This window comes from Cupriavidus sp. CuC1, assembly GCF_044627735.1.
Taxonomy (GTDB): domain Bacteria; phylum Pseudomonadota; class Gammaproteobacteria; order Burkholderiales; family Burkholderiaceae; genus Cupriavidus; species Cupriavidus ulmosensis.
This window is the reverse complement of sequence record NZ_JBIUHC010000061.1, coordinates 1-20687: the sequence shown is the minus strand read 5'-3', so window position 1 is coordinate 20687 and position 20687 is coordinate 1. Positions and strand designations below refer to the sequence as shown.

Below are 20687 nucleotides of genomic sequence, written 5' to 3'. Positions count from 1 at the left end.
TCGATGACAATTAATGCGCGGACGTGTCTGCGACCAGCGCATCCACCATCCGTTCCATCCGCATGAACCGCGATCCCTTAATCAGTACCGCGCTTGCGCCTGCCACGGTACCGTCCTTGTCTTCCACCAGGGCCTGGGCGAGGTCTTCGGCACGCTCGAAATGCCGGGCTCCCGTGCCAAACGCTTGCACGGTGTGCACCATGGCCTCGCCGGTCGCCCACAGCGCCTCGATGCCGCGCGCGTGCGCATAGGCCCCGATTTCCGTATGGAAAGCCGGCCCCTGGTCGCCCACTTCCCCCATGTCGCCGAGCACCAGCAGGCGTGGCGCGGCAAACCCGGCCAGCACGTCGATGGCCGCGCGGACCGAGTCAGGGTTGGCGTTGTAGCTGTCGTCGATCACCAGCGTGCCGCCGGTGGTGTGCTTGACCTGCAACCGGCCCTTGACCGCGGCAAACCCGGCCAGCCCCGCCTGGATCGCCTCGATGCCAACGCCCGCGCCCAGCGCGCAGGCGATCGCCGCCAGCGCGTTGCGCACGTTGTGGGTGCCGAGCACCGACAGCCGCACCTCGAACGCGGCGTCAGGCGCGCGGACCTGCATCACTTGCACGCCGTCGTCGAGCGCCACGTCGGCGCGGACATCGGCACGGGCATCCAGGCCGAACGACAGCACGCGGCGCGCGCCGGCTGCCTGGCGCCAGATGCCGGCATGCTCGCCGCCGCCTTCGGCGTCGAGCGGGAACACGGCCACGCCGTCGGCGGGCAATGCCGCGATCGCCGCCGCGTGTTCATGCGCCACGGCCTCGACGTTCACCATGAACTCCTGGTGCTCGCGCTGCGCATTGGTCACCACCGCCACAGTGGGCTGGGCGATGCCGGCCAGGTAGACGGTCTCGCCCGGGTGGTTCATGCCAAGCTCGAGCACGGCGAGCCGGTGCGCCGCGGACAGCCGCAGCACGGTCAGCGGCAGGCCGATATCGTTGTTCAGGTTGCCGCCCGTTGCCAGGCGAGCGCCCTCCCCTACCGCCGCCGCGAAGATCGCGGCGATCATTTCCTTGACCGTGGTCTTGCCGTTGCTGCCCGTCACCGCGACCGCGGGCAGGCTGAAACGGCGGCGCCAGCCGGCGGCCAGCTGGCCCAGCCCCAGGCGGGTACCCGGCACCACGATGGCGGGAATGCCAAGCGCGGCGTCAGGCTCGCGCTCCACCAGCACCGCGGCGGCGCCGCGCGCCACCACGTCGGCCAGGAAATCGTGCGCGTCGAAGCGCTCGCCCTTGAGCGCGACGAACAGGTCGCCCGGCTGGACCGTGCGGCTGTCGGTCAGCACGCGCGAGAAACGCCGGCTGGCGGCGCCGTCGGGCCCGGAAATACGCGCGCCGGCGATCCAGCCGGCGGCTTGCTGCAAATCGGTCATGGTGTATTGCGTCATGCGGACACCCCACGCGTGCCCAGCGTCAGCCGGACATGCTCGCGGTCGGAGAACGGCCGCTTGCGGCCATGCACCTCCTGGGTGGCTTCGTGCCCCTTGCCGGCCACCAGCACCACGTCGGCTGCGGTGGCGTGCTTGATGGCATACAGGATGGCGGCGGCGCGGTCCTCGATCAGGTGCGCGCGGCTACGGTCGGCCATGCCGTCGGCAATGGCGTTCAGGATGTCTTGCGGGTCTTCGCTGCGCGGGTTGTCGCTGGTCAGCACGACCTCGTCGGCAAGCCGCTCGGCGACTTTGCCCATCAGGGGGCGCTTGATCGGGTCGCGGTCGCCGCCGCAGCCGAACACGCACCACAGCCGGCCTTTGCGGGCCTGCGCCACGGGGCGCAGCGCTTCCAGGGTCTTTTCCAGCGCGTCCGGCGTGTGGGCGTAATCGACCACCGCCAGCGGGCCGTCCTGGCCGCCGTGGCTGCCGCCGAACAACTCCATGCGGCCGTCGACCGGCTTGAGTGTGCGCAGCGCGTCGATGGCGGCGTCCCAGGCAATGCCGTTGGCCAGCGTGGCGCCCAGCACGGCGAGCAGGTTGCTGACATTGAACGCGCCGATCATCGGCGTGCTGACATCAGCGCTGCCGAAGCTGCCATCCACATGGAAGGCGGTGCCAGCGGCGGTGGCGCGCACGTTGGTGGCGCGCAGCCACTGGCCTGCCTTGCGGGTCGGGCCGGCCGCGCCGTCAATGCCGTATTCAATCACTTGCGAGGCGAGCGCGGGATTGGCCAGCAGGCGCGCGCCCATGGCGTCGTCACGATTGATCACGGCGGCACGCAGGCCGGGCCATTGGAACAGCAGGGCCTTGGCCGCCTCGTACTCGGCCATGGTGCCGTGGTAATCGAGATGGTCCTGGGTCAGGTTGGTCAGCACCGCCACCGCGAAGTGCGTGCCGGCCACGCGGCCTTGCTCCAGGCCGTGCGAGGACACTTCCATCGCCACCGCGCGCGCGCCGGCGCCATGCAGCGCGGCCAGGCTGTCCTGCAGCTGGACGGCGTCGGGCGTGGTGAAGCCGGTCGCCGCGAGCGCATCGGGAAAACCGGTGCCAAGCGTGCCGATGGTGGCACAGCGCTTGCCCGCGGCCTGCAGCACGCGCGCCAGCCACTGGCTGCACGACGTCTTGCCATTGGTGCCGGTGATGCCGGTCACGGCGAGATCGCGCGCGCCGTTCTCATACCAGCCGGCGGCGATCGGCCCGGCGAGCTGATGCAGGCCGGACACGCCAAGATGCGGCACGCCTTCGCCGTGCGGCCAGGTGAAGCCATCGGCCTCAAAGACCACGGCGCTGGCGCCGCGGGCGATGGCCTGGGCGATATGCGGGCGCGCATCGGTCGACAGGCGCGCATTGCCCAGCACATAAGCAACGAACACGTCGCCCTGGGCCAGCCGGCGCGTGTCGCCGGTCAGCTTGGCGCCGGCGGGGGCGTGCTGGCGCAGCCAGGCCAGCGCGTCGGCGGCCTGCGCGGCCACTTCGAGTGGGAGCAGCGTCCGGCTCATTGCGTCGCGCTCCACGGTTCGCTTTCCTGCACCTTGTCGCTGACCACCAATTGGCGAATCGGCGAATCCGGTTGCACATTGAGCGCGCGCAGCGCGCCGCCGGTAATCGCGGAGAAGGCCGGGCCCGCCGCGGCGCCGCCGTAGTGGCTGCCGGAGGTAGGCTCATCCACGCTCACGGCCACGATCACGCGCGGGTTCGACATCGGCGCCAGGCCGATGAAGGAAGCCCGGTACTTGCTGCGGTCGTAGCCGCGGCCCACGTGCTTGTACGCCGTGCCCGTCTTGCCGCCAACCCGGTAGCCCATCACCTGGGCCTCGGGCGCGGTGCCGCCCGGCGCCGTCACCGTCTCCAGCATGGCCCGCACCTGGCGCGCCACTTCGGGAGACAGCACGCGCTCGCCGGTGACCGGGCCCTGGTTGCGGAACATGGTGACCGGAATCAGCTCGCCGTCATGGGCGAAGATGGTGTAGGCGTGGGCGATCTGGAACAGCGACACCGACAGGCCGTAGCCATAGGACATGGTCGCCTGCTCGATGGGCCGCCAGCTCTTGTACGGGCGCACCCGTCCGGCCACGGCGCCGGGGAAACCGATCTTGGGCGCCTGACCCAGGCCCACGCTCATATACATATCCCACATTTCCTGCGGCTTGAGCAGCATCGAGATCTTGGTCGTGCCGATGTTGCTGGACTTCTGGATGATGCCGGCCACGGTCAGCGCCCCGTAGTTGTGGGTGTCGCTGATGGTGGCGCCTTCGTAGTTGAACTTGCCGGTCGTGGCAAATACCGTCGAGGGCGTGACGCGCTTGAGCTGCAGCGCCAGGCCGATCGTGATCGGCTTCATCATCGAGCCCGGCTCGAAGGTGTCGGTCAGGACCCGGTTGCGCAGTTGCTCGCCAGACAGCCGGGTGCGGTCATTCGGGTTGTAGGTCGGCCAGTTGGCCAGCGCCAGCACCTCGCCGGTCTGCGCGTCAAGCACCACGGCGCTGGCCGCCTTGGCCTTGCTGCGCTCGACGATGGCCTTGACCTCGTTGTAGGCCAGGTACTGGATCTTGGCGTCGATGGAGAGCTGCTGGTCCTCGCCATCGCGCGGGGTCTTGAGGATGCCCACATCCTCCACCACGCGGCCAAGGCGGTCCTTGATCACCTGGCGCGCGCCGGACTTGCCGGCCAGCACGGCCTCGCGCGCCAGCTCCACGCCTTCCTGGCCGCGGTCTTCCACATTGGTAAAGCCGACGATGTGCGCCATCGCTTCGCCTTCCGGGTAGAAGCGCTTGTATTCGCGGGTCTGGTGGATGCCTTCGATCTTGAGCGCGGCGATCTTGTCCGCGGCATCCGGCAGCACCTGGCGCTTCAGGTAGACGAAGCTCTTGTCTTCCGTAAACTTGCGGCGCAGTTCCTTGTCGCTCATGTCGAGCAGCTTGCTCAACTGGCGAATCTTGTCCGCGTCGATCTCGTCGGGCACGTCCTCCGGGACCGCCCAGATGGCCTTGACGGGCAGGCTGGTCGCCAGCACCAGGCCATTGCGGTCGAGAATCTTGCCGCGCGTTGCCGGCAGCTCGAGCGTGCGCTGGAAGCGCTTCTTGCCTTCGGCCTCGTAGAACTGGTTGCCCGGGCCCTGGATCCAGAGCGCGCGCCCCGCCAGGGCGACGAAGGCGGCGAACATCATGAACACCACCAGCTTGGAGCGCCACATCGGCAAGCGCAGGCCAAGCACGGGGCTGGCGGCGAACTGGCCGGTGCGCGGACGCGAAGGGTTGCCGCGCTGGGCGTTATGCGAGGGCCGTGCGATGGTCATGGCTTACTCCCCTCGGGCGCTGCAGCCGCAGGCGCGCTGGCGGGCGGCGCGTCCAGCACTACGCCGGCCAGGTATTGGGTCCTGCCGGGAAGCACCGGCGTCATCTTCAGCTGTGCCCGCGCCGCGTCCGCAATGCGCGCGCTCTTGCCAAGCGAGCTCTGCTGGTACTGCAAGCGGGACCAGTCGATGTCGAGCTGCTTTTCTTCCGCCTGCGCGCGCTCGTGGGCGACGAACAGGGTGCGGGCCTGGTGCTGCGCGCTCACCAGCGAGAGCGCGCACAGCATCAGGGCAGCCAGCAGGAAGAAAGTCAGGCGGTTCATGGGCGGCCCGCCTTCTGGGTGGAGGCGGACGAAAGGGATGCCAGGGACGGCAGCTTCTCGGCCACGCGCATCACCGCGGAGCGGGCACGCGGGTTGGCGGCAACCTCTTCGGCGCCCGGCTTGACCCGGCCGAGCAGCTTCAGCGTGGGCTGGGGCAGCTGGTCCGCGCGCAGGGGCGCGCGGCGCATGGCGGGATCGGCATTCTGCTGCGGACGGGCGTGCGCCTGCATGAACCGCTTGACGATGCGGTCCTCAAGCGAATGAAAGCTGATGACCACCAGCCGCCCGCCTTCCTGCAACAGGTCGTAAGCCGCGCTCAGGCCGCTTTCGAGGTCCGCAAGCTCTTGATTGACGTGAATCCGTAGAGCCTGAAAGGTGCGGGTCGCAGGGTCCTGACCCTTCTCGCGTGTTTTGACGGCTTTCGCCACGAGCGCGGCAAGCTCGGCAGTAGTGGTAAGCGGTCCGCCATGGCCGGGTTCGCTCCGGCGAGCAACAACCGCCTTTGCAATCTGTACAGCAAACCGTTCTTCCCCATAGTCCCGTATCACCCTTGCGATGTCTTGCTCATCCGCTTGCGCCAGCCACTGCGCGGCGGTAATGCCGCGCGTCGTGTCCATGCGCATGTCCAGCGGCCCCTCGAAGCGAAAGGAGAAACCCCGCTCCGCGTCGTCGATCTGGGGCGAGCTGATGCCCAGGTCGAGCAATATCCCGGCGACCTTCCCCCGGCCCGCCAGCGCCGCCGGCATCTCGGCGAAGCTGGTGTGCTCAATGGAGAAGCGGGCATCCATGATGGTGCCCGCCTCTGCGATTGCTGCCGGATCCTTGTCGAAGGCCACCAGTGCCCCGGCCGGGCCCAGCCGGGCCAGAATTGCCCGGCTGTGCCCCCCTCTGCCGAAGGTGCCGTCCACGTAGACGCCATCGGGCCGCCAGACCAGGGCTTCGACAGCCTCGTCCAGCAACACGGTGCGATGGCGCAGGGCGGTGGTCCCCGGCGTTTGGGTTGAGCTCATGACCTCGTCAGAAAGAGAAATTCTTCAATGCTTCCGGCATGCCCTGCGCCATCGCCTGCTGTTCCTTGGCGGCGTAGGTTGCGGCATCCCAGACTTCGAAATGGCTGCCCATACCGAGCAGCATGACTTCCTTGTCGAGCAAGGCGGCACCACGCAGCTCAGGTGCGATCAGCACCCGGCCCGCGCCATCCATGTCGACGTCTGCGGCATTGCCCAGGAAGATGCGCTTCCACCAGTGCGCGTCCATCGGCAAAGCCGCAATGCGGCTACGGAAGTTTTCCCATTCAGGGCGCGGAAACAGCAGCAGGCAGCCATCCGGGTGCTTGGTCAGCGTAACCCGGCCCTCGGCCTGCTGTTGTAGCGCCTCACGGTGCCGCGCCGGAATCGACATCCGGCCCTTGGCATCCAGTGACAGCGCCGATGCTCCCTGAAACAAGCTAGCTCCCGGTCCGCGCCGGCATGCTTACCGCCGGCTGGCGCGTGAATCCTTTGAATCCGACGTTGGGCGATGATCCCATAGCCAGACTGCGTTTTCACACAAAATCACACTTCCTCACACTATTTCCCACTTTAGAGGAAGCGATTTGACGGGTCAAGGCTCGTTGTAGTGCAACAATCCGGATTTTTTTAATTAGAACAATGACTTAGCGCGCACACCTCGCGCACCGAAAAAGTGAATTCCCAATGAAATGAAGGTCTTATGGAAGAAAGCAGAGAAACCACCTGAGAACAACTGAGGAAGGAACTGCCTGCAGCAGGAAAAACGGCCGAGCCGGACCGATGGAAGGATACAACGTTTTGGCGTCTACCCCGCGTGCGAAGGGTACCAGGCCTGCCGGGGCACGGTGCCACGGGGCGGGCCTGCGCCGACGCTGGCGGGGGCATCGCGCGCCGGCGCCGTCCCTCAGATCCGATAAGCGGCGGTGGTCATCACCTTGGAGGCCGCCCGCATCATCGCACGCACCGGCGACGGCAGCGGCATGCCGCCCGCCTCGCGCGCGGCAGCGCCGTGCCTCGCCTCGTCGTCGCGCATCTGCTCCAGGATCGCGCGCGACCGGTCGTCGGCAATGGGGATCTGTTCCAGATGGCCATTCAGGTGCTGCTCGACCTGGTACTCGGTCTCGGAGACGAAGCCCAGGCTGATCCGGTCGCCCGCGCGCCCCGCCGCCCAGCCGATGGCAAACGCGCCCGCGTACCAGAGCGGGTTGAGCAGGCTGGGACGCGAGCCGAGCTCGCGCAGCCGTTCGGCGCACCAGCCAAGGTGGTCTTCTTCCTCGCGCGCCGCCTCATCCATCTGGGCGCGAACCTGCGGCGTGCGCGCGCTCAGCTTCTGGGCCTGGTAAAGGGCCTGCGCGCAGACCTCGCCCACGTGGTTGATGCGCATGAGCCCGGCCACGTGGCGGCGTTGCGTCTCGTCGAGGCCCTGCGCATCGGGCGCAAGCGCCTCGGCAGGATTGGCGCGGCTGGCGCGGGTGACGCCTGCGATCGCGCGCAAGGCCACATCGAATTCGCGAATCAAGGTATCCATGGATGCATGCACTGATGGTTACTCGGGGCGATTCCGCGTCCTACTCCCTGGCTGAAGGGGGGAGACGGCCCGGTGAATACGCCCTCGGGATTTCCCGCATTGTACCGTGGCCGAGTTGCCGGGTTTCTCCCGCCGCGCGCGCACTGGCAAGCGCCGGATACTCCAAAACCCTGAGTTGTGAAAAGCTGACAAGGGCAGTGAACCCGATTGTGAATCGAGGGCGGTTTGTTACAGTAGTTGGCAGCTTCTGACGAAGTTGGGTAAGCGGAAAATGGAGACTCAGGAGGTTTCTCCGCTAGCCACCAATAATTCTTATACGGAGATCATCGAGCATGAAAAAATCGCTTCTCGCGCTGGCTGCGTTGGGTGCATTCGCAGGTGCCGCTCAGGCCCAGTCCAGCGTGACGCTGTACGGCGTTGCGGATATGAACCTCGAATACGTCAATCACCTCGGCGTTGCGCCGTCAGCCGCCAACGGCCTCAGTACCGGCCGCGGCAACTCCGTCTATCGCATGTCCTCCGGCGGCCTGTCCGGCTCGCGTTGGGGCCTGCGCGGCGTGGAAGACCTGGGCGGCGGCTTGAAGGCGCTGTTCGTGCTCGAAAGTGGCTTCGCCCTAGACACCGGCTCTCTGCAGCAAGGCGGCCGCCTGTTCGGTCGTCAGGCGTACGTGGGTATCGAAAGCGCCCAGGCTGGCCGCTTCACCTTCGGTCGCCAGTACACCACGCTGTTCGACCTGCTCGCCAACTTCTCGCCCAGCGGCTACGCCACCCAGTATGAGCCGGTGGTCGCCCAGCTCGGCCTGAACTTCCGCTCCGACAACACCGCCAAGTACACCGGCGTGTTCGGCCCGGTGACCGCGATTGCGCACTGGTCCTTCGGTAACGGCGTGGCAGGCAACGGCGAAGTCCCGGGCCAGTTCCGCCGCGACACCGGCTACGGCGCCGGCGTGGCGTACGCCGCCGGTCCGTTCGGCGCGACCGTCGCCTACGACCAGTACAACCCGACCCTGAGCGCGACCGGCGACACCGGCACGTTCAAGAAGGCGGCAGTGGCGGGCAGCTATGCCTTCGGCCCGGCCAAGATCATGGGCGGCTATCGCTGGGGCCAGGCCAAGGCACAGAACGGCGCACCCATTCTGCGCGACAACTACTACTGGATCGGCGCCAACTACCAGGTCACCGCACCGCTGGGCCTGACGCTGCAGTACAACTACGACGACGTCAAGAACTTCGGCGGCAACACCCACCTCGCCAATCCCTGGCAGGTTTCGTTCATCGCCGACTACAGCCTGTCCAAGCGTACCGACGTCTACCTGACGGCCGCATACGCGAAGAACGCCGGCCTGAACTTCGACACGTCGGCAATCAGCTTCGCCAACGGCTACTTCCTCGGCTCCAACAACGACAACATGCTGGGCGTCGGCGTGGGTATCCGCCACAAGTTCTAAGCGCATCCGCGCGGCACTGCAAAGGCACCTTCGGGTGCCTTTTTTCATGGCGGACTCGCGCCGGTCCTAGGGCATCACCTCATCGGCACATTGTTATCCCGACACTACAATGCAGCAGCCTTGCGGATGCATCGACGAACGCACCGCGTCGTCGCGCCCTCCAGCAAAACGCAGGCACCCACAAGGAGACCCCATGCACCGCACCCGCCGCCGCGCGGCCCAAAGGCTGCTTGCCACCATCGCCAGCGCTTGCCTTGGCACCCTCGCCTGGCAAGCACCCGCGCAAGCCGCGGACCCCTACCCCAACAAGCCGATCCGCCTGGTGGTGCCGTTCCCCGCCGGCGGCACGACGGACATCCTGGCGCGCGCGGTGGCTGCGGAGCTGTCGAAGCTGCAGGGCTGGAACGTAGTCGTCGACAACCGGCCGGGCGCGGGCGGCAACATCGGCGCCGACATGGTCGCCAAGGCCGCGCCGGATGGCTACACGCTGTTGATGGGCACGGTGGGCACGCATGGCATCAACCAGTCGCTGTACGGCAAGCTGCCGTTCGACCCGATCAAGGACTTCTCACCCATCACTGAGGTCGCGTCGGTGCCCAATGTGCTGGTGGTCAACCCCGCCTTTGCGCAGCAGAACCGGATCAACAGCGTGACGGACCTGATCGCCTATGCACGTGCCAATCCCGGCAAGCTCAATATGGCCTCGAGCGGCAATGGCACCTCGATCCACCTGGCAGGCGAGCTGTTCAAGACCCAGACCCGTACCTTCATGGTGCACTTCCCTTACAAGGGCAGCGGCCCGGCGCTGACCGACCTGGCCGGCGGCACCATGCAGCTCATGTTCGACAACCTGCCCTCGTCGATGGCGCTGATCAAGGGCGGCAAGCTCAAGGCGCTGGCGGTCACCAGCGCCAAGCCCTCGCCGGCGCTGCCGGGCGTGCCGACGGTGGCCGAAGCGGCCCGCCTGCCGGGCTTCGAGGCCAGCTCCTGGTTCGGCTTGCTGGCGCCCGCCGGCACGCCGCACGACATCGTCGCGCGCGTCCAGCAGGAAGTCGCGCGCTCGCTGGCCACGCCGGCCGTGCGGGAGAAGCTGCTGGCCCAGGGCGCCGATCCGGTCGGCAACACGCCGGAGCAGTTCGCCGCCTTTATCCGCGCCGAGCTCACCAAGTGGGCCAAGGTGGTCAAGGACTCGGGCGCCAAGGTGGATTGAGGCGTGCGCCGGCCCGTGGCGGCGTGCGAGCGCATATACTTGAGGCATCAAACAACCAGCGTGTCGCGATGCCCATCCCACCTGCCGCCGAGGCCGCCACCAAGGCCGGCGCCGAAGAAGCGCCGGTCGATCTCGAAACCAGCGCCGACGATAATGCCCATGATGCCCTGCGCCTGTGGCTGCGCCTCTTGACCTGCACCAACCTGGTCGAGGCCGACATCCGCTCGCGGCTGCGCCAGGATTTCGCCTGCACCCTGCCGCGCTTCGACCTGATGTCCCAGCTCGACCGCCATCCGGAAGGCCTGAAGATGGGCGAGCTGTCGCGCCGCATGATGGTCACCGGCGGCAACGTCACCGGCATTACGGACCAGCTCCAGCAGGAAGGCCTGGTCTCGCGCGAGGCCTTGCCCAGCGATCGCCGCGCTTACCTGATCCGGCTCACGCCGGCCGGGCGCACCGCATTTTCCAAGATGGCGCGCGCGCATGAAGACTGGATCGAGCAGTTGTTCGGCGGCCTGCCCCAGACTGACCGGCGCGCCCTGTTTCGCTTGCTGGGCCGGCTCAAGACCGGGCTGGTGAGCGCATGAGCGCGGCCCGCCCCGGACCGGGCACGCGCTGCGCATTGCTGCTGACGCTGCCGGTGCTGCTCCTCGCGGCCTGCCAGAGCGCACCACCGGGGCCGGAAATCTCGCCGCTGAACGTCACGATCAAGCTTGGGCGCATCGGCGCGAAGACGCTGGTGGGCCAGGTCGACGTGCCGGACAACGGCGCGGTAGGCACCGCCGTGGGCGTTGGCGGCGGTGCATGGAACGGTGGTGGCTGGAGCGGTGGAGGCGTTGGTTTTTCCGTCGACCTGAACCAGTTGTTACGCCCGCAACCGCGGCCGCGCATGGACCTGTTCCAATACACGGTGACGCCACTGGATGGCAGCGGCGGCAACGTCATCGTCAACGGCCCCGCGGCGCCGGGCCTGGAACCCGGCGCCTGCGTGCGGATGGTCTATCCCGACGGCGCGCCCGAGCCGCTGCTCGTGCCCTCCCGGGAATGCTGACGCGCCCCGCATGAAAAAAGCCTCCCTTGCGGGAGGCCGTTCTTACTGCGGCGCGCGCAGCTGGATTTCGCGCTTCGTTCAGGCCGCCTTGCGGCTGTCGCGCAGTTCGCGGCGCAGGATCTTGCCCACATTGGTCTTGGGCAACTCGCTGCGGAACTCCACGAACTTGGGCCGCTTGTAGCCGGTCAGGCGTTCCTTGCAGAAGGCAATCAGCTCGGCCTCGGTCAGCGCGGGATCCTTGCGGACCACGTACAGCTTGACCACTTCGCCCGAATGCTCGTCGGGCACGCCGACCGCTGCCACCTCCAGCACGCCCGGGCACTCGGCGGCCACGCCCTCGACCTCGTTCGGATACACGTTGAAGCCGGACACCAGGATCATGTCCTTCTTGCGATCGACGATCTTCGTATAGCCGCGCGCGTCCATCACGCCGATGTCGCCGGACTTGAAGAAGCCGTCGGCCGTCATGACCTTGGCGGTCTCGTCCGGGCGGTTCCAGTAGCCTGCCATCACCTGCGGGCCGCGGATGCAGATCTCGCCGGGCTGGCCAAGCGGCACGTCCGCGCCGTCGTCGTCGCGAATGGCGATGTCGGTCGACGGCAGCGGCAGGCCGATGGTGCCGGAGAACGCGTCGGAATCGGTCGGGTTGCAGGTAGCCGAAGGCGAGGTCTCCGACAGGCCGTAGCCCTCGATGATCGGGCAGCCCGTCCTGGCCAGCCACTTCTTGGCCACCGCTTCCTGCACCGCCATGCCCCCGCCGTTGGCCACGCGCAAGCCGGAGAAGTCGACCTTGTCGAACTCCGGGCTGTTGATCAGCGCGTTGTACAGCGTATTGACCGCCGGGAACATGTTGAACTTGTACTTCTGCAGCTCCTTGATGAAGCCGGGGATATCGCGCGGGTTGGGGATCAGCACGCTCAGGCCGCCGCTGCGCATGCCCAGCAGGCAGCAGACCGTCAGCGCGAAGATGTGGTACAGCGGCAGCGCCGTGATGGTGACCACCTGGTCGATCGGCGCGCCCTTGGCCAGCGCCGGCTGCATCCAGGCTTCAGACTGCAGCACGTTGGAGACGATGTTCCGGTGCAGCAGCACGGCGCCCTTGGACACGCCGGTGGTGCCACCGGTGTATTGCAGGAAGGCAACGTCGTCCGGGCCCGTGGTGGCGGGCTGCAACTGCATGCCGCGGCCCTCCTCCAGCACCGCGTTGAAGCGCACGCAGTTGGGCAGCTCCCAGGCCGGCACCATCTTCTTGACGTTGCGCACCACGAAATTGACGATCGCGCCCTTGAGGCCGCCCAGCAGGTCGCCCATGCTGGCCACCACCACGTGCTTGACCGGCGTGGCGGGCAGCACTTGCTCCAACGTGGTGGCGAAGTTCTCGAGGATGACGATGGCCTCGGCGCCGCTGTCCTTGAGCTGGTGCTCGAGTTCGCGCGGGGTGTAGAGCGGATTGACGTTGACCACGACAAAGCCGGCACGCAGCACGGCGGCCAGCACCACCGGGTACTGCAGCACGTTGGGCATCATGATGGCCACGCGCGCGCCGGCCTTGAGCCCGCGCGACTGCAGCCACGCCGCGAACTGCCGCGACATGCGGTCGAGCTCGCCGTAGGTGATCGACTTGTCCATGCACACAAAGGCACGGCGATCAGCATAGGTGCGGAAGGATGCCTCGAGCAATTCGGCCAGCGAGCGGAACTGGCTGCTATCGATCTCGGCAGGCACGCCGGCCGGGTAATGCTTCAGCCACAGTCTTTCCATGCACCGTCTCCTGATTTTCTGAATGGTCGTTCGATTTTCGACAGATGCTAAACGCGCGACCCGGTTAAGACAACACGTTAGATGAAGTCCTCTGGACTCTCCCCACCTTCTGACGTGAAGTTTAGCGCACAGTTCAACCCTGCCTCGGGAATTCCCCTAGCGGCTTCTCGCCAGGCCGCCACGAAAAGCCTTGCCGAAGTCAGGCGTTCACCGGCAACACCATCTTCATCATGTTGGTGGCCAGTTCTTCCGCCAGCGCCTGCGCCTCCATGCGCTCGGGCTGGTGCCAGGTGTACATGAAGCCAACCACGCTGCCGATCGCATGAGCGGTCACGCGCGCGTCGCCATAGCTGAACACGCCCGCGCGCTTGCCTTCCTCCAGCAGCGCATAGAGGTCGCGGTAGAAGGCACGCGCCATATTGCCCAGCCAAGTCACCGTTTCCGGCCGCAGGTACTGGTTGTCGCGGAAGCTGAGCGTGGCGGGCACGTAGCAGGCGATGCAACGCCGCGCCATTTCCAGCAGGCAGGCATGCAGGCGCTCGCGCACCGGCAGGGCCGGGTCGGCGGTCTCGCGGATGACCGGCAGGCAGGTCTGCGCGGACTCGCGGCACAGGATGTCGAAGATCTCGTACTTGTCGGTGAAGTAGTAGTACACCGCCGGCTTGGTCACGCCCAGCGCGCGGCACAGGTCGTTCATCGTCATGCCGGGATAGCCCTTGGTATAGAACAGCTGGGCAGCGGTATCGAGAATCTGGCGGCGGCGCGCTTCCTGCCGCTCGGCGATATGCGAGCGGGCGGGTACGGCGTCCAGAGCGATCTCCGGGGCGGCCTCGGCGGCGGGAGCAGGAGCGGTTTTCTGTGCAGTCGGCATGACGCGATTCTCGCATGGCGCCGCGCCTGGAAGGCCCGGCAGTCCGTTTTGGCGTTGACCCGCTACCCCTGGCTGCCACTGATTCACGCAGCCGGCGCCTGGCTTGACGCATGACGGCAATGCCAATACGATCATACCCAAGGGTAAGTAAATATACCAAAGAGTAAATTTCGCCAACCCAAGCCGGCTTGGCGGCCCACCAGCAAGGAGACACCGCCAATGGACGAGACGACCTACCTGGCCGACATGCATGCGCGCTGGCAGCGCGCATGGCCCGAGCACGCCCCGCGCACGCCGCAATATCCGTTGGGGCGCCAGCCGCTCACGGACATGCTGCGCCATTGGGGCCGCACCCGGCCGGACCGCCCAGCAGTGATCTTCTACGGCCACCAAACCACCTATGCCGGGCTCGACGCGCAGAGCGACCGCTGCGCCGCGCTGCTGGCAGCGCACGGCATCGGCGCCGGCGACCGCGTGGCAGTACTGACGCCCAATTGCCCGCAATTCCACATCGTGTTCTTCGGCATCCTCAAGCTGGGCGCCGTGTACGTGCCGATCAGCCCGCTGTCGCAGCGCGCCGAGTTGCAGCACGCGCTCGCCGACAGCACGCCGCGCGCGCTGATCGCGCTCGACCAGCTGGTGCCGCTGGTGCGCGACACGCGCGCCGCGCTGGGCACGCAGGATCCGCTAGCGCTGCTGTTCACAACCAGCTTTGCCGATGTGATTCCCGCCGAGCCCACGCTGCCGCTGCCGCCCATGGTGCAGGCACCGCGCTACCACGGCGAAGCGCAGGACCACGCCATCGACCTGCTGCCGGCCATGGCCGCGTGCACGCACCCGGCGCCCGCCACGCCGGCATCGCTAGATGCCGTGGCCGCGCTCAACTACACCGGCGGCACCACCGGCCTGCCCAAGGGCTGCATCCATACCCAGGGCGATATGGTGGACATGGCGGCCGCGTTCGGCGCGGTCTCGCTGGATATCGCCAACGACAGCGTCATGCTGGGCTTCTTCCCCGAGTTCTGGATCGCCGGCGAAAACCTCTGCCTGATCTTCCCCGCCTTCTTCGGCATCCCGCTGGTGCTGCTGGCGCGTTGGGATCCCGAGACCTTCATGGCGGCGGTGCAGCGCTACCGCGTCACCAACGCCTCGATGCTGGTGGACAACGCGGTGGAGGTGATGGAGCACCCGCGCGCGGCGCAATACGCATTGCGCTCGCTGCGCTACGTGGGCGTATCGTCCTTCGTCAAGAAGCTCAACCTGCCTTATCGCCGCGCATGGCAGGCGCTGACCGGCTCGGTCATCGCCGAGACCGCCTGGGGCATGACCGAGACCCAGACCTGCAACACCTTTGCCTACGGCATGCAGGCCGATGACCTGGACCTGCGCGCCCAACCCATCTTTGTCGGCCTGCCCGTGCCCGGCACCGAATTCAAGATCTGCGACTTCGAAGACGGCGAACTGCTGCCGCCGGGCGCCGAGGGCGAGCTGTGCGTGCGCACGCCGACCCTGCTCAAAGGCTACTGGAACAAACCCGACGCCACGCGCGAATCGCTGCGCAACGGCTGGTTCCACACCGGCGACATCGGCCTGATCGACGAGCACGGCTACCTGCACTACCTGGGCCGGCGCAAGGAGATGCTCAAGGTCAACGGCATGAGCGTCTTCCCGGCCGAGATCGAGGCGCTGCTGGGCCAGCATCCGGCCATTCTAGGCTCGGCGGTGCTGGGCCGCGCGGATGAAGACCGCGGCCAGTTGCCGGTGGCCTTTGTCATGCTCAAGCCCGAGGCCATCGGCACGGTGGACAACGCCGTGCTGGTGCAATGGTGCCGCGCCAATATGGCGGTCTACAAGGTGCCGCTGGTGCAGATCGTCGACGCCCTGCCGCTGACCGCCACGGGCAAGGTGCGCAAGCAGGACCTGGCGCCGCTTGCCGAACAGCTTGGCTGAACCCGCGATGCCTCTCTCCCTCACCTCCGCCCTATTCACCTCCTCCACATCATGACGTTGCGCAAGCTACTGATCGCCAATCGCGGTGAAATCGCCATCCGCATCGCCCGCGCCGCCGCGGCCACGGGCCTGGAAAGCGTGGCCCTGTACAGCGAGGACGATCGCGACGCCCTCCATGTGCGCAAGGCCGATGGCGCGGTGGCGCTGCCCGGCACCGGACCACGCGCATACCTCGACATCGCGCAGGTGGTAGACGCCGCGCGCCGCAGTAGCTGCGACGTGGTCCACCCGGGCTACGGCCTGCTGTCCGAGAACGCCGAGTTTGCCCAGGCCTGCCTGGATGCCGGCCTGGCCTTCGTCGGCCCCGCGCCCGATGTGCTGCGCCTGTTCGGCGACAAGGCGAGGGCGCGCGCACTGGCGCGCGAGTGCAACGTGCCGGTGGTGCCGGGCTCGACCGGGCCGACGACGCTGGCTGCCACGCACGCGTTCTTTGCCGCGCTGCAGGCGCCGGGCAAGCCGGCCGGCATGATGATCAAGGCGCTGGCGGGCGGCGGCGGGCGCGGCATGCGCGCGGTGCACGCGGCAGCGGACATCGACGAGGCTTATGCCCGCTGCGTCTCCGAAGCCACGGCTGCGTTCGGCAACGGCGCCGTCTACGTGGAGCGCATCGTCCACGCGCCGCGCCATATCGAGATCCAGGTGGTGGCGGATGCGGCCGGTGGCGTGATCGCCCTGGGCGAGCGCGAATGCAGCCTGCAGCGCAGGCACCAGAAGCTGGTGGAAGTGGCGCCCAGCCCTTCGCTTGATGCCGGCACGCGCGCGCGCTTGGCGCAGGCCGCGATCACGCTGGCACGCGCCAGCGCCTATCGCGGCATTGGCACCTTTGAATTCCTGCTGGGCGCCGATGGCGAGTTCTGGTTCATGGAGGCCAACCCGCGCCTGCAGGTGGAGCACACCGTCACGGAAATGGTGACCGGCGTGGACCTGGTCCAGGTGCAGCTGGCCATCGCCGGCGGCCAGGATCTCGACCACCTCGGGCTGGCGCAAGCACCAGCGCCGCGCGGCATCGCGGTGCAGTTGCGCATCAACGCGGAGCACCTCGACGCGCAGGGCCAGTTGCGCCCCGCCAGCGGCCGCATCGACGCCTACGAGCCGCCCAGCGGCCCCGGCGTGCGCGTCGACGGCGCGGGTCATGCCGGCATGACCGTCAACCCGCGCTTCGATTCGCTGCTGGCCAAGCTGATCGTGCACGAGCCCGGCGGCAACTACGAGCGCGCGCTGGCCCAGGCCTATCGCGCGCTGTGCGAGTTCCGCATCGAGGGCATCGACACCAACCGCAGGCTGCTGCAGGACCTGCTGCTGCGCGACGACGTACGGCGCAACGCGGTCCACACCCAGTACCTGGACGCCGCGCTGCCGGCGCTCGCGGCGCAAGCCCAGGATAGCGGGCCAGACCATCCGGCGCTGCATGCGGTGGGCGCGGCCAGCAGCCCGCAAGCGCTCGCATCCACGCTGCCCGACGATCTGCCGGACGATGCCGAGCTGCTCTGCGCGCCCATGGACGGCGCGCTGGCGGCAGTGCAGGTGCGACCCGGCGACCGCGTGCGGCGCGGGCAGCCGCTGGCCATCATCGAAGCCATGAAGATGGAGCACCCGCTGGAAGCGCCGGGCGCGGGCGAAGTCCTGCGCGTGCTGGCCGCGCCCGGCGACGTGCTGCGCGCGGGCGCGCCGGTGATCGTGCTGTCGATGGATGCAGGCGGCCACCATGCGGCGCAGGCCGGCGCCGCCGTGGATCCCGCCCATATCCGCGCGGACCTGCGTGACGCCCTGGCCCGCCACGCACTCACGCTGGACGCGGCCCGAGCGCAAGCGGTGGACAAGCATCATGCCCGGGGCGGGCGCACCGCGCGCGAGAACATCGCCCAGCTGTGCGATGCCAACTCGTTCATCGAGTACGGCGCGCTGGCCATCGCCGCGCAACGCCAGCGCCGCAGCGTGGAGGACCTGGAACGCGCGACACCGGCCGACGGCATCGTCACCGGCATCGGCACCGTGAACGCCGAACGCTTCCCGGCAACGGATGCGCGCTGCATGGTGCTGGCATACGACTACACGGTGCTCGCCGGCACCCAGGGCTTCTACGGCCACAAGAAGCTGGACCGCATGCTGGCGCTGGCGCGCCAGTGGAGCCTGCCGGTGGTGCTGTTCGCCGAAGGTGGCGGCGGGCGGCCCGGAGACACCGACACCCCGGTGGTGGCCGGGCTGGATTGCACCTCCTTCATCCAGTTCGCACGGCTGTCCGGCCAGGTCCCGCTGGTGGGGATCGTCTCCGGGCGCTGCTTTGCCGGCAATGCCGCGCTGCTGGGCTGCGCCGACGTGATCATCGCCACGCGCAACGCCACCATCGGCATGGGCGGCCCGGCCATGATCGAAGGCGGCGGGCTCGGCGTGTTCGCCCCGGAGGAGGTCGGCCCGGTGAGCGTGCAGGCACCCAACGGCGTGATCGACGTGCTGGTCGACGACGAGATCGCCGCGGTGGAAACCGCGCGCCGCTACCTGTCCTACTTCCAGGGCGACCTGGCCCTCTGGCAGGCCGGCGACGCCCGCGCGCTGCGCCACCTGATCCCGGAGAACCGGCTGCGCAGCTATGACATGCGCGGCGTGCTCGCGGCGCTGGCCGATCACGATTCGGTGCTGGAGCTGCGCGCCGCCTTTGGGGCAGGCATCATCACCGCGCTGATCCGCATCGAAGGCCGTGCCTTCGGCTGCATCGCCAACAACCCGCGGCACCTGGGCGGCGCCATCGATGCCGCGGCCGCCGACAAGGCCGCGCGCTTCATGCAGCTGTGCGATGCGCACGGATTGCCCATCGTCTCGCTGTGCGACACGCCCGGCTTCATGGTAGGACCGCAGGCCGAGAAGACCGCCACCGTGCGCCACGTCTCGCGCCTGTTCGTCACCGCCGGCGCGCTGCGCGTGCCCTTCTTCACCGTGGTGTTGCGCAAGGGCTATGGCCTGGGCGCGCAAGCCATGGCGGGCGGCAGCTTTAGCGCGCCGTTCTTTACGGTAGCGTGGCCCAGCGGCGAGTTCGGCGCGATGGGCATCGAGGGCTCGATCCGGCTAGGCTTTCGCAAGGAGCTGGAAGCCGTGGCCGACCCGGACGAGCGCGAAGCCTTGTTTGCGCGCATGATCGAGGCGGCCTACCAGCGCGGCCGAGCGCTTAATATGGCTAGCCACCTGGAAATCGACGCCGTCATCGACCCGGCCGACACACGCCACTGGCTGCTGCGCGGCCTGGCCTCGGCGCTCTCGGCACCGGGCGCGCGCGATATGCCTGCGGCCGGATCGCGCCGTTTCATCGACACGTGGTGACGAGAATAAGGAGAGGATCGATGTCCCATGACTTGAGGCGCGCGCCACGCGCCGCCGCCAGGATCGCCGCGCTGGCGCGTGGCGTGTTCGTGCGCAGCGTCGCCGTTGCCGCGTTTGCGCTGGTCAGCGCGCTGCCGCTGCAGGCACAGGAAAAAACGCAGGACAGCGCCGCCGCGCCGATCAAGGTGGCATTCATCGACCAGTTGTCCGGGCCGCTGGCCAACGTCGGCCAGATCTTCCAGGCCAACCTGAAGTTCGCGCTCGATGACGCCAACGCCCAGGGTGGCGTGCTCGGGCGCGACTACGCCCTGGTGAGCTACGACAACAAGCTCTCTGCGCAGGAAAGCCTGACGGCGCTGCAAAGCGCGATCGACGCGGGTGTGCGCGTGGTGTTCACCGGCGCATCTGGCTCGCCGGTGGTCACGGCGCTGGTGGAGGCCGTCAACCGCCACAACGAGCGCAACCCCGGGCAGCGCGTCCTGATCATGAACTACGCCTCGCTCGACCCAGACCTGACGGGCGCGCGCTGCAGCTTCTGGCACTTCGCCACCGAGGCGAACACGGCAATGAAGATGCGCGCGCTGGCCAACTTCGCGCGCCAGCAAAAGGGCATGCACAAGGTCTACCTGCTCAACCAGGATTACACCCAGGGCCGCATCTGGGCAGCATTGGGCCGGCAGATGATCGCGGGAGCGCGGCCCGACGTGCAGTTCGTCGGCGAGGCGCTGCACCCGCTGGCAAGGGTCAAGGACTTCGCGCCTTACATGAGCCGGATCAAGGAGAGCGGCGCCGATACCGTGGTCACGGGCAACTGGGGCCAGGACCTCAGCCTGCTGATCAAGGCCGGCGGCGAGGCCGGCTATGAGCTGAACTACCTGAACCATAGCGGCGGCGGCGCGCCCGGCACGGTGCTGGCCGTGTCGCAGGCCAAGAACGCGCACCTGACCTGGGTGGCCGAGTACCTGCCCAACGGCGACGATCCGGTGCTGGCTGCGCTGGCGGCGCGGGTCAGGCAAACCCCGGCGGGCGAGTACTTCGCCCCGCGCGTGCTGATCGCCGTGCAGATGCTCAGCGAGGCGATCCGCCGCGCCAACTCCGACGATCCGACCAGCATCGCGTTTGCCCTCGAGGGCATGCAGTACCGCTCGCCCGTGGGCGACGTGCTGATGCGCAAGAGCGATCACCAGTTGCTGCTGCCGCAGGTGGTCTCGACCATCGCGCCGGTGGACGGCAAGACGGTCAAGGTTGGCGTGGAAGGCACGCAATACGGCTTCCGCCTCGACAGCACCACGGCTGGGGGAGACCTGAACCTGCCATCGGTCTGCCGGATGAAGCGCCCACCGTGCGCCTAGTCAGGGCTTCCAGGCTTGGCGCCCGCTGCGGGCGCGGGGGGCGCGGGG

The 20687-nt window shown here is 67.9% G+C and carries 16 protein-coding genes; 7 read left to right on the top strand and 9 right to left on the bottom strand.

Annotated features, from left to right (window positions below; genetic code table 11):
• Nucleotides 1-10: 10 nt before the first annotated feature.
• The 7 genes from murF to coq7 all read right to left on the bottom strand — a co-directional run bounded on the left by murF (nucleotide 11) and on the right by coq7 (nucleotide 7624).
• Nucleotides 11-1426 (bottom strand): UDP-N-acetylmuramoyl-tripeptide--D-alanyl-D-alanine ligase, encoded by a 1416-nt coding sequence (gene murF / locus ACGLHR_RS24725; protein WP_400096742.1) that lies wholly within the window; start codon nucleotides 1424-1426, stop codon nucleotides 11-13.
• The gene (locus ACGLHR_RS24720) at nucleotides 1423-2970 is read right to left on the bottom strand and encodes a UDP-N-acetylmuramoyl-L-alanyl-D-glutamate--2,6-diaminopimelate ligase (RefSeq protein WP_400096758.1); all 1548 of its coding nucleotides are present in this window, start codon (nucleotides 2968-2970) and stop codon (nucleotides 1423-1425) included. Before ACGLHR_RS24720 ends, murF begins: the two co-directional genes overlap by 4 nt.
• Complete coding sequence (locus tag ACGLHR_RS24715; protein ID WP_400096741.1) at nucleotides 2967-4766, bottom strand: peptidoglycan D,D-transpeptidase FtsI family protein; 1800 nt, start codon at nucleotides 4764-4766, stop codon at nucleotides 2967-2969. The genes ACGLHR_RS24720 and ACGLHR_RS24715 overlap by 4 nt, the downstream gene beginning before the upstream one ends.
• Nucleotides 4763-5086: a cell division protein FtsL gene (gene ftsL, locus ACGLHR_RS24710; RefSeq protein ID WP_267604519.1), complete on the bottom strand. Its 324-nt coding sequence runs from the start codon at nucleotides 5084-5086 to the stop codon at nucleotides 4763-4765. The genes ACGLHR_RS24715 and ftsL overlap by 4 nt, the downstream gene beginning before the upstream one ends.
• Nucleotides 5083-6096, bottom strand: a complete 1014-nt coding sequence (rsmH, locus tag ACGLHR_RS24705) for a 16S rRNA (cytosine(1402)-N(4))-methyltransferase RsmH (RefSeq protein WP_318230786.1) — start codon at nucleotides 6094-6096, stop codon at nucleotides 5083-5085. Before rsmH ends, ftsL begins: the two co-directional genes overlap by 4 nt.
• A gap of 7 nt (nucleotides 6097-6103) precedes the next feature.
• Nucleotides 6104-6532 (bottom strand): division/cell wall cluster transcriptional repressor MraZ, encoded by a 429-nt coding sequence (mraZ, locus tag ACGLHR_RS24700; protein WP_318230785.1) that lies wholly within the window; start codon nucleotides 6530-6532, stop codon nucleotides 6104-6106.
• A gap of 468 nt (nucleotides 6533-7000) precedes the next feature.
• Entirely contained in the window at nucleotides 7001-7624 is a 624-nt protein-coding gene (coq7, locus tag ACGLHR_RS24695) for a 2-polyprenyl-3-methyl-6-methoxy-1,4-benzoquinone monooxygenase (RefSeq protein WP_400096740.1), read from the bottom strand.
• A gap of 332 nt (nucleotides 7625-7956) precedes the next feature.
• Between coq7 and ACGLHR_RS24690 the strand changes: the two genes are divergently transcribed.
• The 4 genes from ACGLHR_RS24690 to ACGLHR_RS24675 all read left to right on the top strand — a co-directional run bounded on the left by ACGLHR_RS24690 (nucleotide 7957) and on the right by ACGLHR_RS24675 (nucleotide 11333).
• Nucleotides 7957-9072, top strand: a complete 1116-nt coding sequence (locus ACGLHR_RS24690) for a porin (protein ID WP_318230783.1) — start codon at nucleotides 7957-7959, stop codon at nucleotides 9070-9072.
• A 193-nt stretch (nucleotides 9073-9265) separates the two neighbouring features.
• On the top strand, nucleotides 9266-10282 hold the full coding sequence (locus tag ACGLHR_RS24685; RefSeq protein ID WP_318230782.1) for a tripartite tricarboxylate transporter substrate binding protein: 1017 nt from the start codon (nucleotides 9266-9268) through the stop codon (nucleotides 10280-10282).
• 68 nt (nucleotides 10283-10350) lie between these two features.
• Nucleotides 10351-10869 (top strand): MarR family winged helix-turn-helix transcriptional regulator, encoded by a 519-nt coding sequence (locus ACGLHR_RS24680; protein ID WP_267604524.1) that lies wholly within the window; start codon nucleotides 10351-10353, stop codon nucleotides 10867-10869.
• On the top strand, nucleotides 10866-11333 hold the full coding sequence (locus ACGLHR_RS24675; protein ID WP_400096739.1) for a hypothetical protein: 468 nt from the start codon (nucleotides 10866-10868) through the stop codon (nucleotides 11331-11333). The genes ACGLHR_RS24680 and ACGLHR_RS24675 overlap by 4 nt, the downstream gene beginning before the upstream one ends.
• 78 nt (nucleotides 11334-11411) lie before the next feature.
• Here ACGLHR_RS24675 and ACGLHR_RS24670 read toward each other — a convergent pair whose 3' ends face one another.
• Together ACGLHR_RS24670 and ACGLHR_RS24665 are read right to left on the bottom strand one after the other, a co-directional pair.
• Nucleotides 11412-13094 carry a long-chain fatty acid--CoA ligase gene (locus ACGLHR_RS24670; RefSeq protein WP_400096738.1) on the bottom strand — a complete coding sequence of 561 codons (1683 nt, stop codon included), beginning with the start codon at nucleotides 13092-13094 and terminating at the stop codon, nucleotides 11412-11414.
• 199 nt (nucleotides 13095-13293) lie between these two features.
• Nucleotides 13294-13965: a TetR/AcrR family transcriptional regulator gene (locus ACGLHR_RS24665; protein ID WP_400096737.1), complete on the bottom strand. Its 672-nt coding sequence runs from the start codon at nucleotides 13963-13965 to the stop codon at nucleotides 13294-13296.
• A gap of 219 nt (nucleotides 13966-14184) precedes the next feature.
• Between ACGLHR_RS24665 and ACGLHR_RS24660 the strand changes: the two genes are divergently transcribed.
• Genes ACGLHR_RS24660 through ACGLHR_RS24650 form a run of 3 tightly spaced genes read left to right on the top strand, consistent with a single transcriptional unit; the run spans nucleotide 14185 to nucleotide 20639 of the window.
• Nucleotides 14185-15915, top strand: coding sequence for an AMP-binding protein (locus ACGLHR_RS24660; RefSeq protein WP_400096736.1), 1731 nt, complete (start codon nucleotides 14185-14187; stop codon nucleotides 15913-15915).
• Nucleotides 15916-15966: 51 nt separating this feature from the next.
• On the top strand, nucleotides 15967-19287 hold the full coding sequence (locus ACGLHR_RS24655; RefSeq protein WP_400096735.1) for a carboxyl transferase domain-containing protein: 3321 nt from the start codon (nucleotides 15967-15969) through the stop codon (nucleotides 19285-19287).
• A 20-nt stretch (nucleotides 19288-19307) separates the two neighbouring features.
• Complete coding sequence (locus tag ACGLHR_RS24650) at nucleotides 19308-20639, top strand: branched-chain amino acid ABC transporter substrate-binding protein (protein ID WP_400096734.1); 1332 nt, start codon at nucleotides 19308-19310, stop codon at nucleotides 20637-20639.
• The last annotated feature ends 48 nt before the right edge of the window (nucleotides 20640-20687 follow it).

Bases quoted from the DNA above. Each gene is read 5' to 3' on its own strand.
- murF (WP_400096742.1), bottom strand. From the start codon at position 1,426: ATGACGCAATACACCATGACCGATTTGCAGCAAGCCGCCGGCTGGATC.
- ACGLHR_RS24650 (WP_400096734.1), top strand. From the start codon at position 19,308: ATGTCCCATGACTTGAGGCGCGCGCCACGCGCCGCCGCCAGGATCGCC.
- ftsL (WP_267604519.1), bottom strand. From the start codon at position 5,086: ATGAACCGCCTGACTTTCTTCCTGCTGGCTGCCCTGATGCTGTGCGCG.
- ACGLHR_RS24675 (WP_400096739.1), top strand. From the start codon at position 10,866: ATGAGCGCGGCCCGCCCCGGACCGGGCACGCGCTGCGCATTGCTGCTG.
- ACGLHR_RS24720 (WP_400096758.1), bottom strand. From the start codon at position 2,970: ATGAGCCGGACGCTGCTCCCACTCGAAGTGGCCGCGCAGGCCGCCGAC.
- rsmH (WP_318230786.1), bottom strand. From the start codon at position 6,096: ATGAGCTCAACCCAAACGCCGGGGACCACCGCCCTGCGCCATCGCACC.
- ACGLHR_RS24655 (WP_400096735.1), top strand. From the start codon at position 15,967: ATGACGTTGCGCAAGCTACTGATCGCCAATCGCGGTGAAATCGCCATC.
- ACGLHR_RS24670 (WP_400096738.1), bottom strand. From the start codon at position 13,094: ATGGAAAGACTGTGGCTGAAGCATTACCCGGCCGGCGTGCCTGCCGAG.
- ACGLHR_RS24715 (WP_400096741.1), bottom strand. From the start codon at position 4,766: ATGACCATCGCACGGCCCTCGCATAACGCCCAGCGCGGCAACCCTTCG.
- coq7 (WP_400096740.1), bottom strand. From the start codon at position 7,624: ATGGATACCTTGATTCGCGAATTCGATGTGGCCTTGCGCGCGATCGCA.
- ACGLHR_RS24665 (WP_400096737.1), bottom strand. From the start codon at position 13,965: ATGCCGACTGCACAGAAAACCGCTCCTGCTCCCGCCGCCGAGGCCGCC.
- ACGLHR_RS24660 (WP_400096736.1), top strand. From the start codon at position 14,185: ATGGACGAGACGACCTACCTGGCCGACATGCATGCGCGCTGGCAGCGC.
- ACGLHR_RS24690 (WP_318230783.1), top strand. From the start codon at position 7,957: ATGAAAAAATCGCTTCTCGCGCTGGCTGCGTTGGGTGCATTCGCAGGT.
- ACGLHR_RS24685 (WP_318230782.1), top strand. From the start codon at position 9,266: ATGCACCGCACCCGCCGCCGCGCGGCCCAAAGGCTGCTTGCCACCATC.
- ACGLHR_RS24680 (WP_267604524.1), top strand. From the start codon at position 10,351: ATGCCCATCCCACCTGCCGCCGAGGCCGCCACCAAGGCCGGCGCCGAA.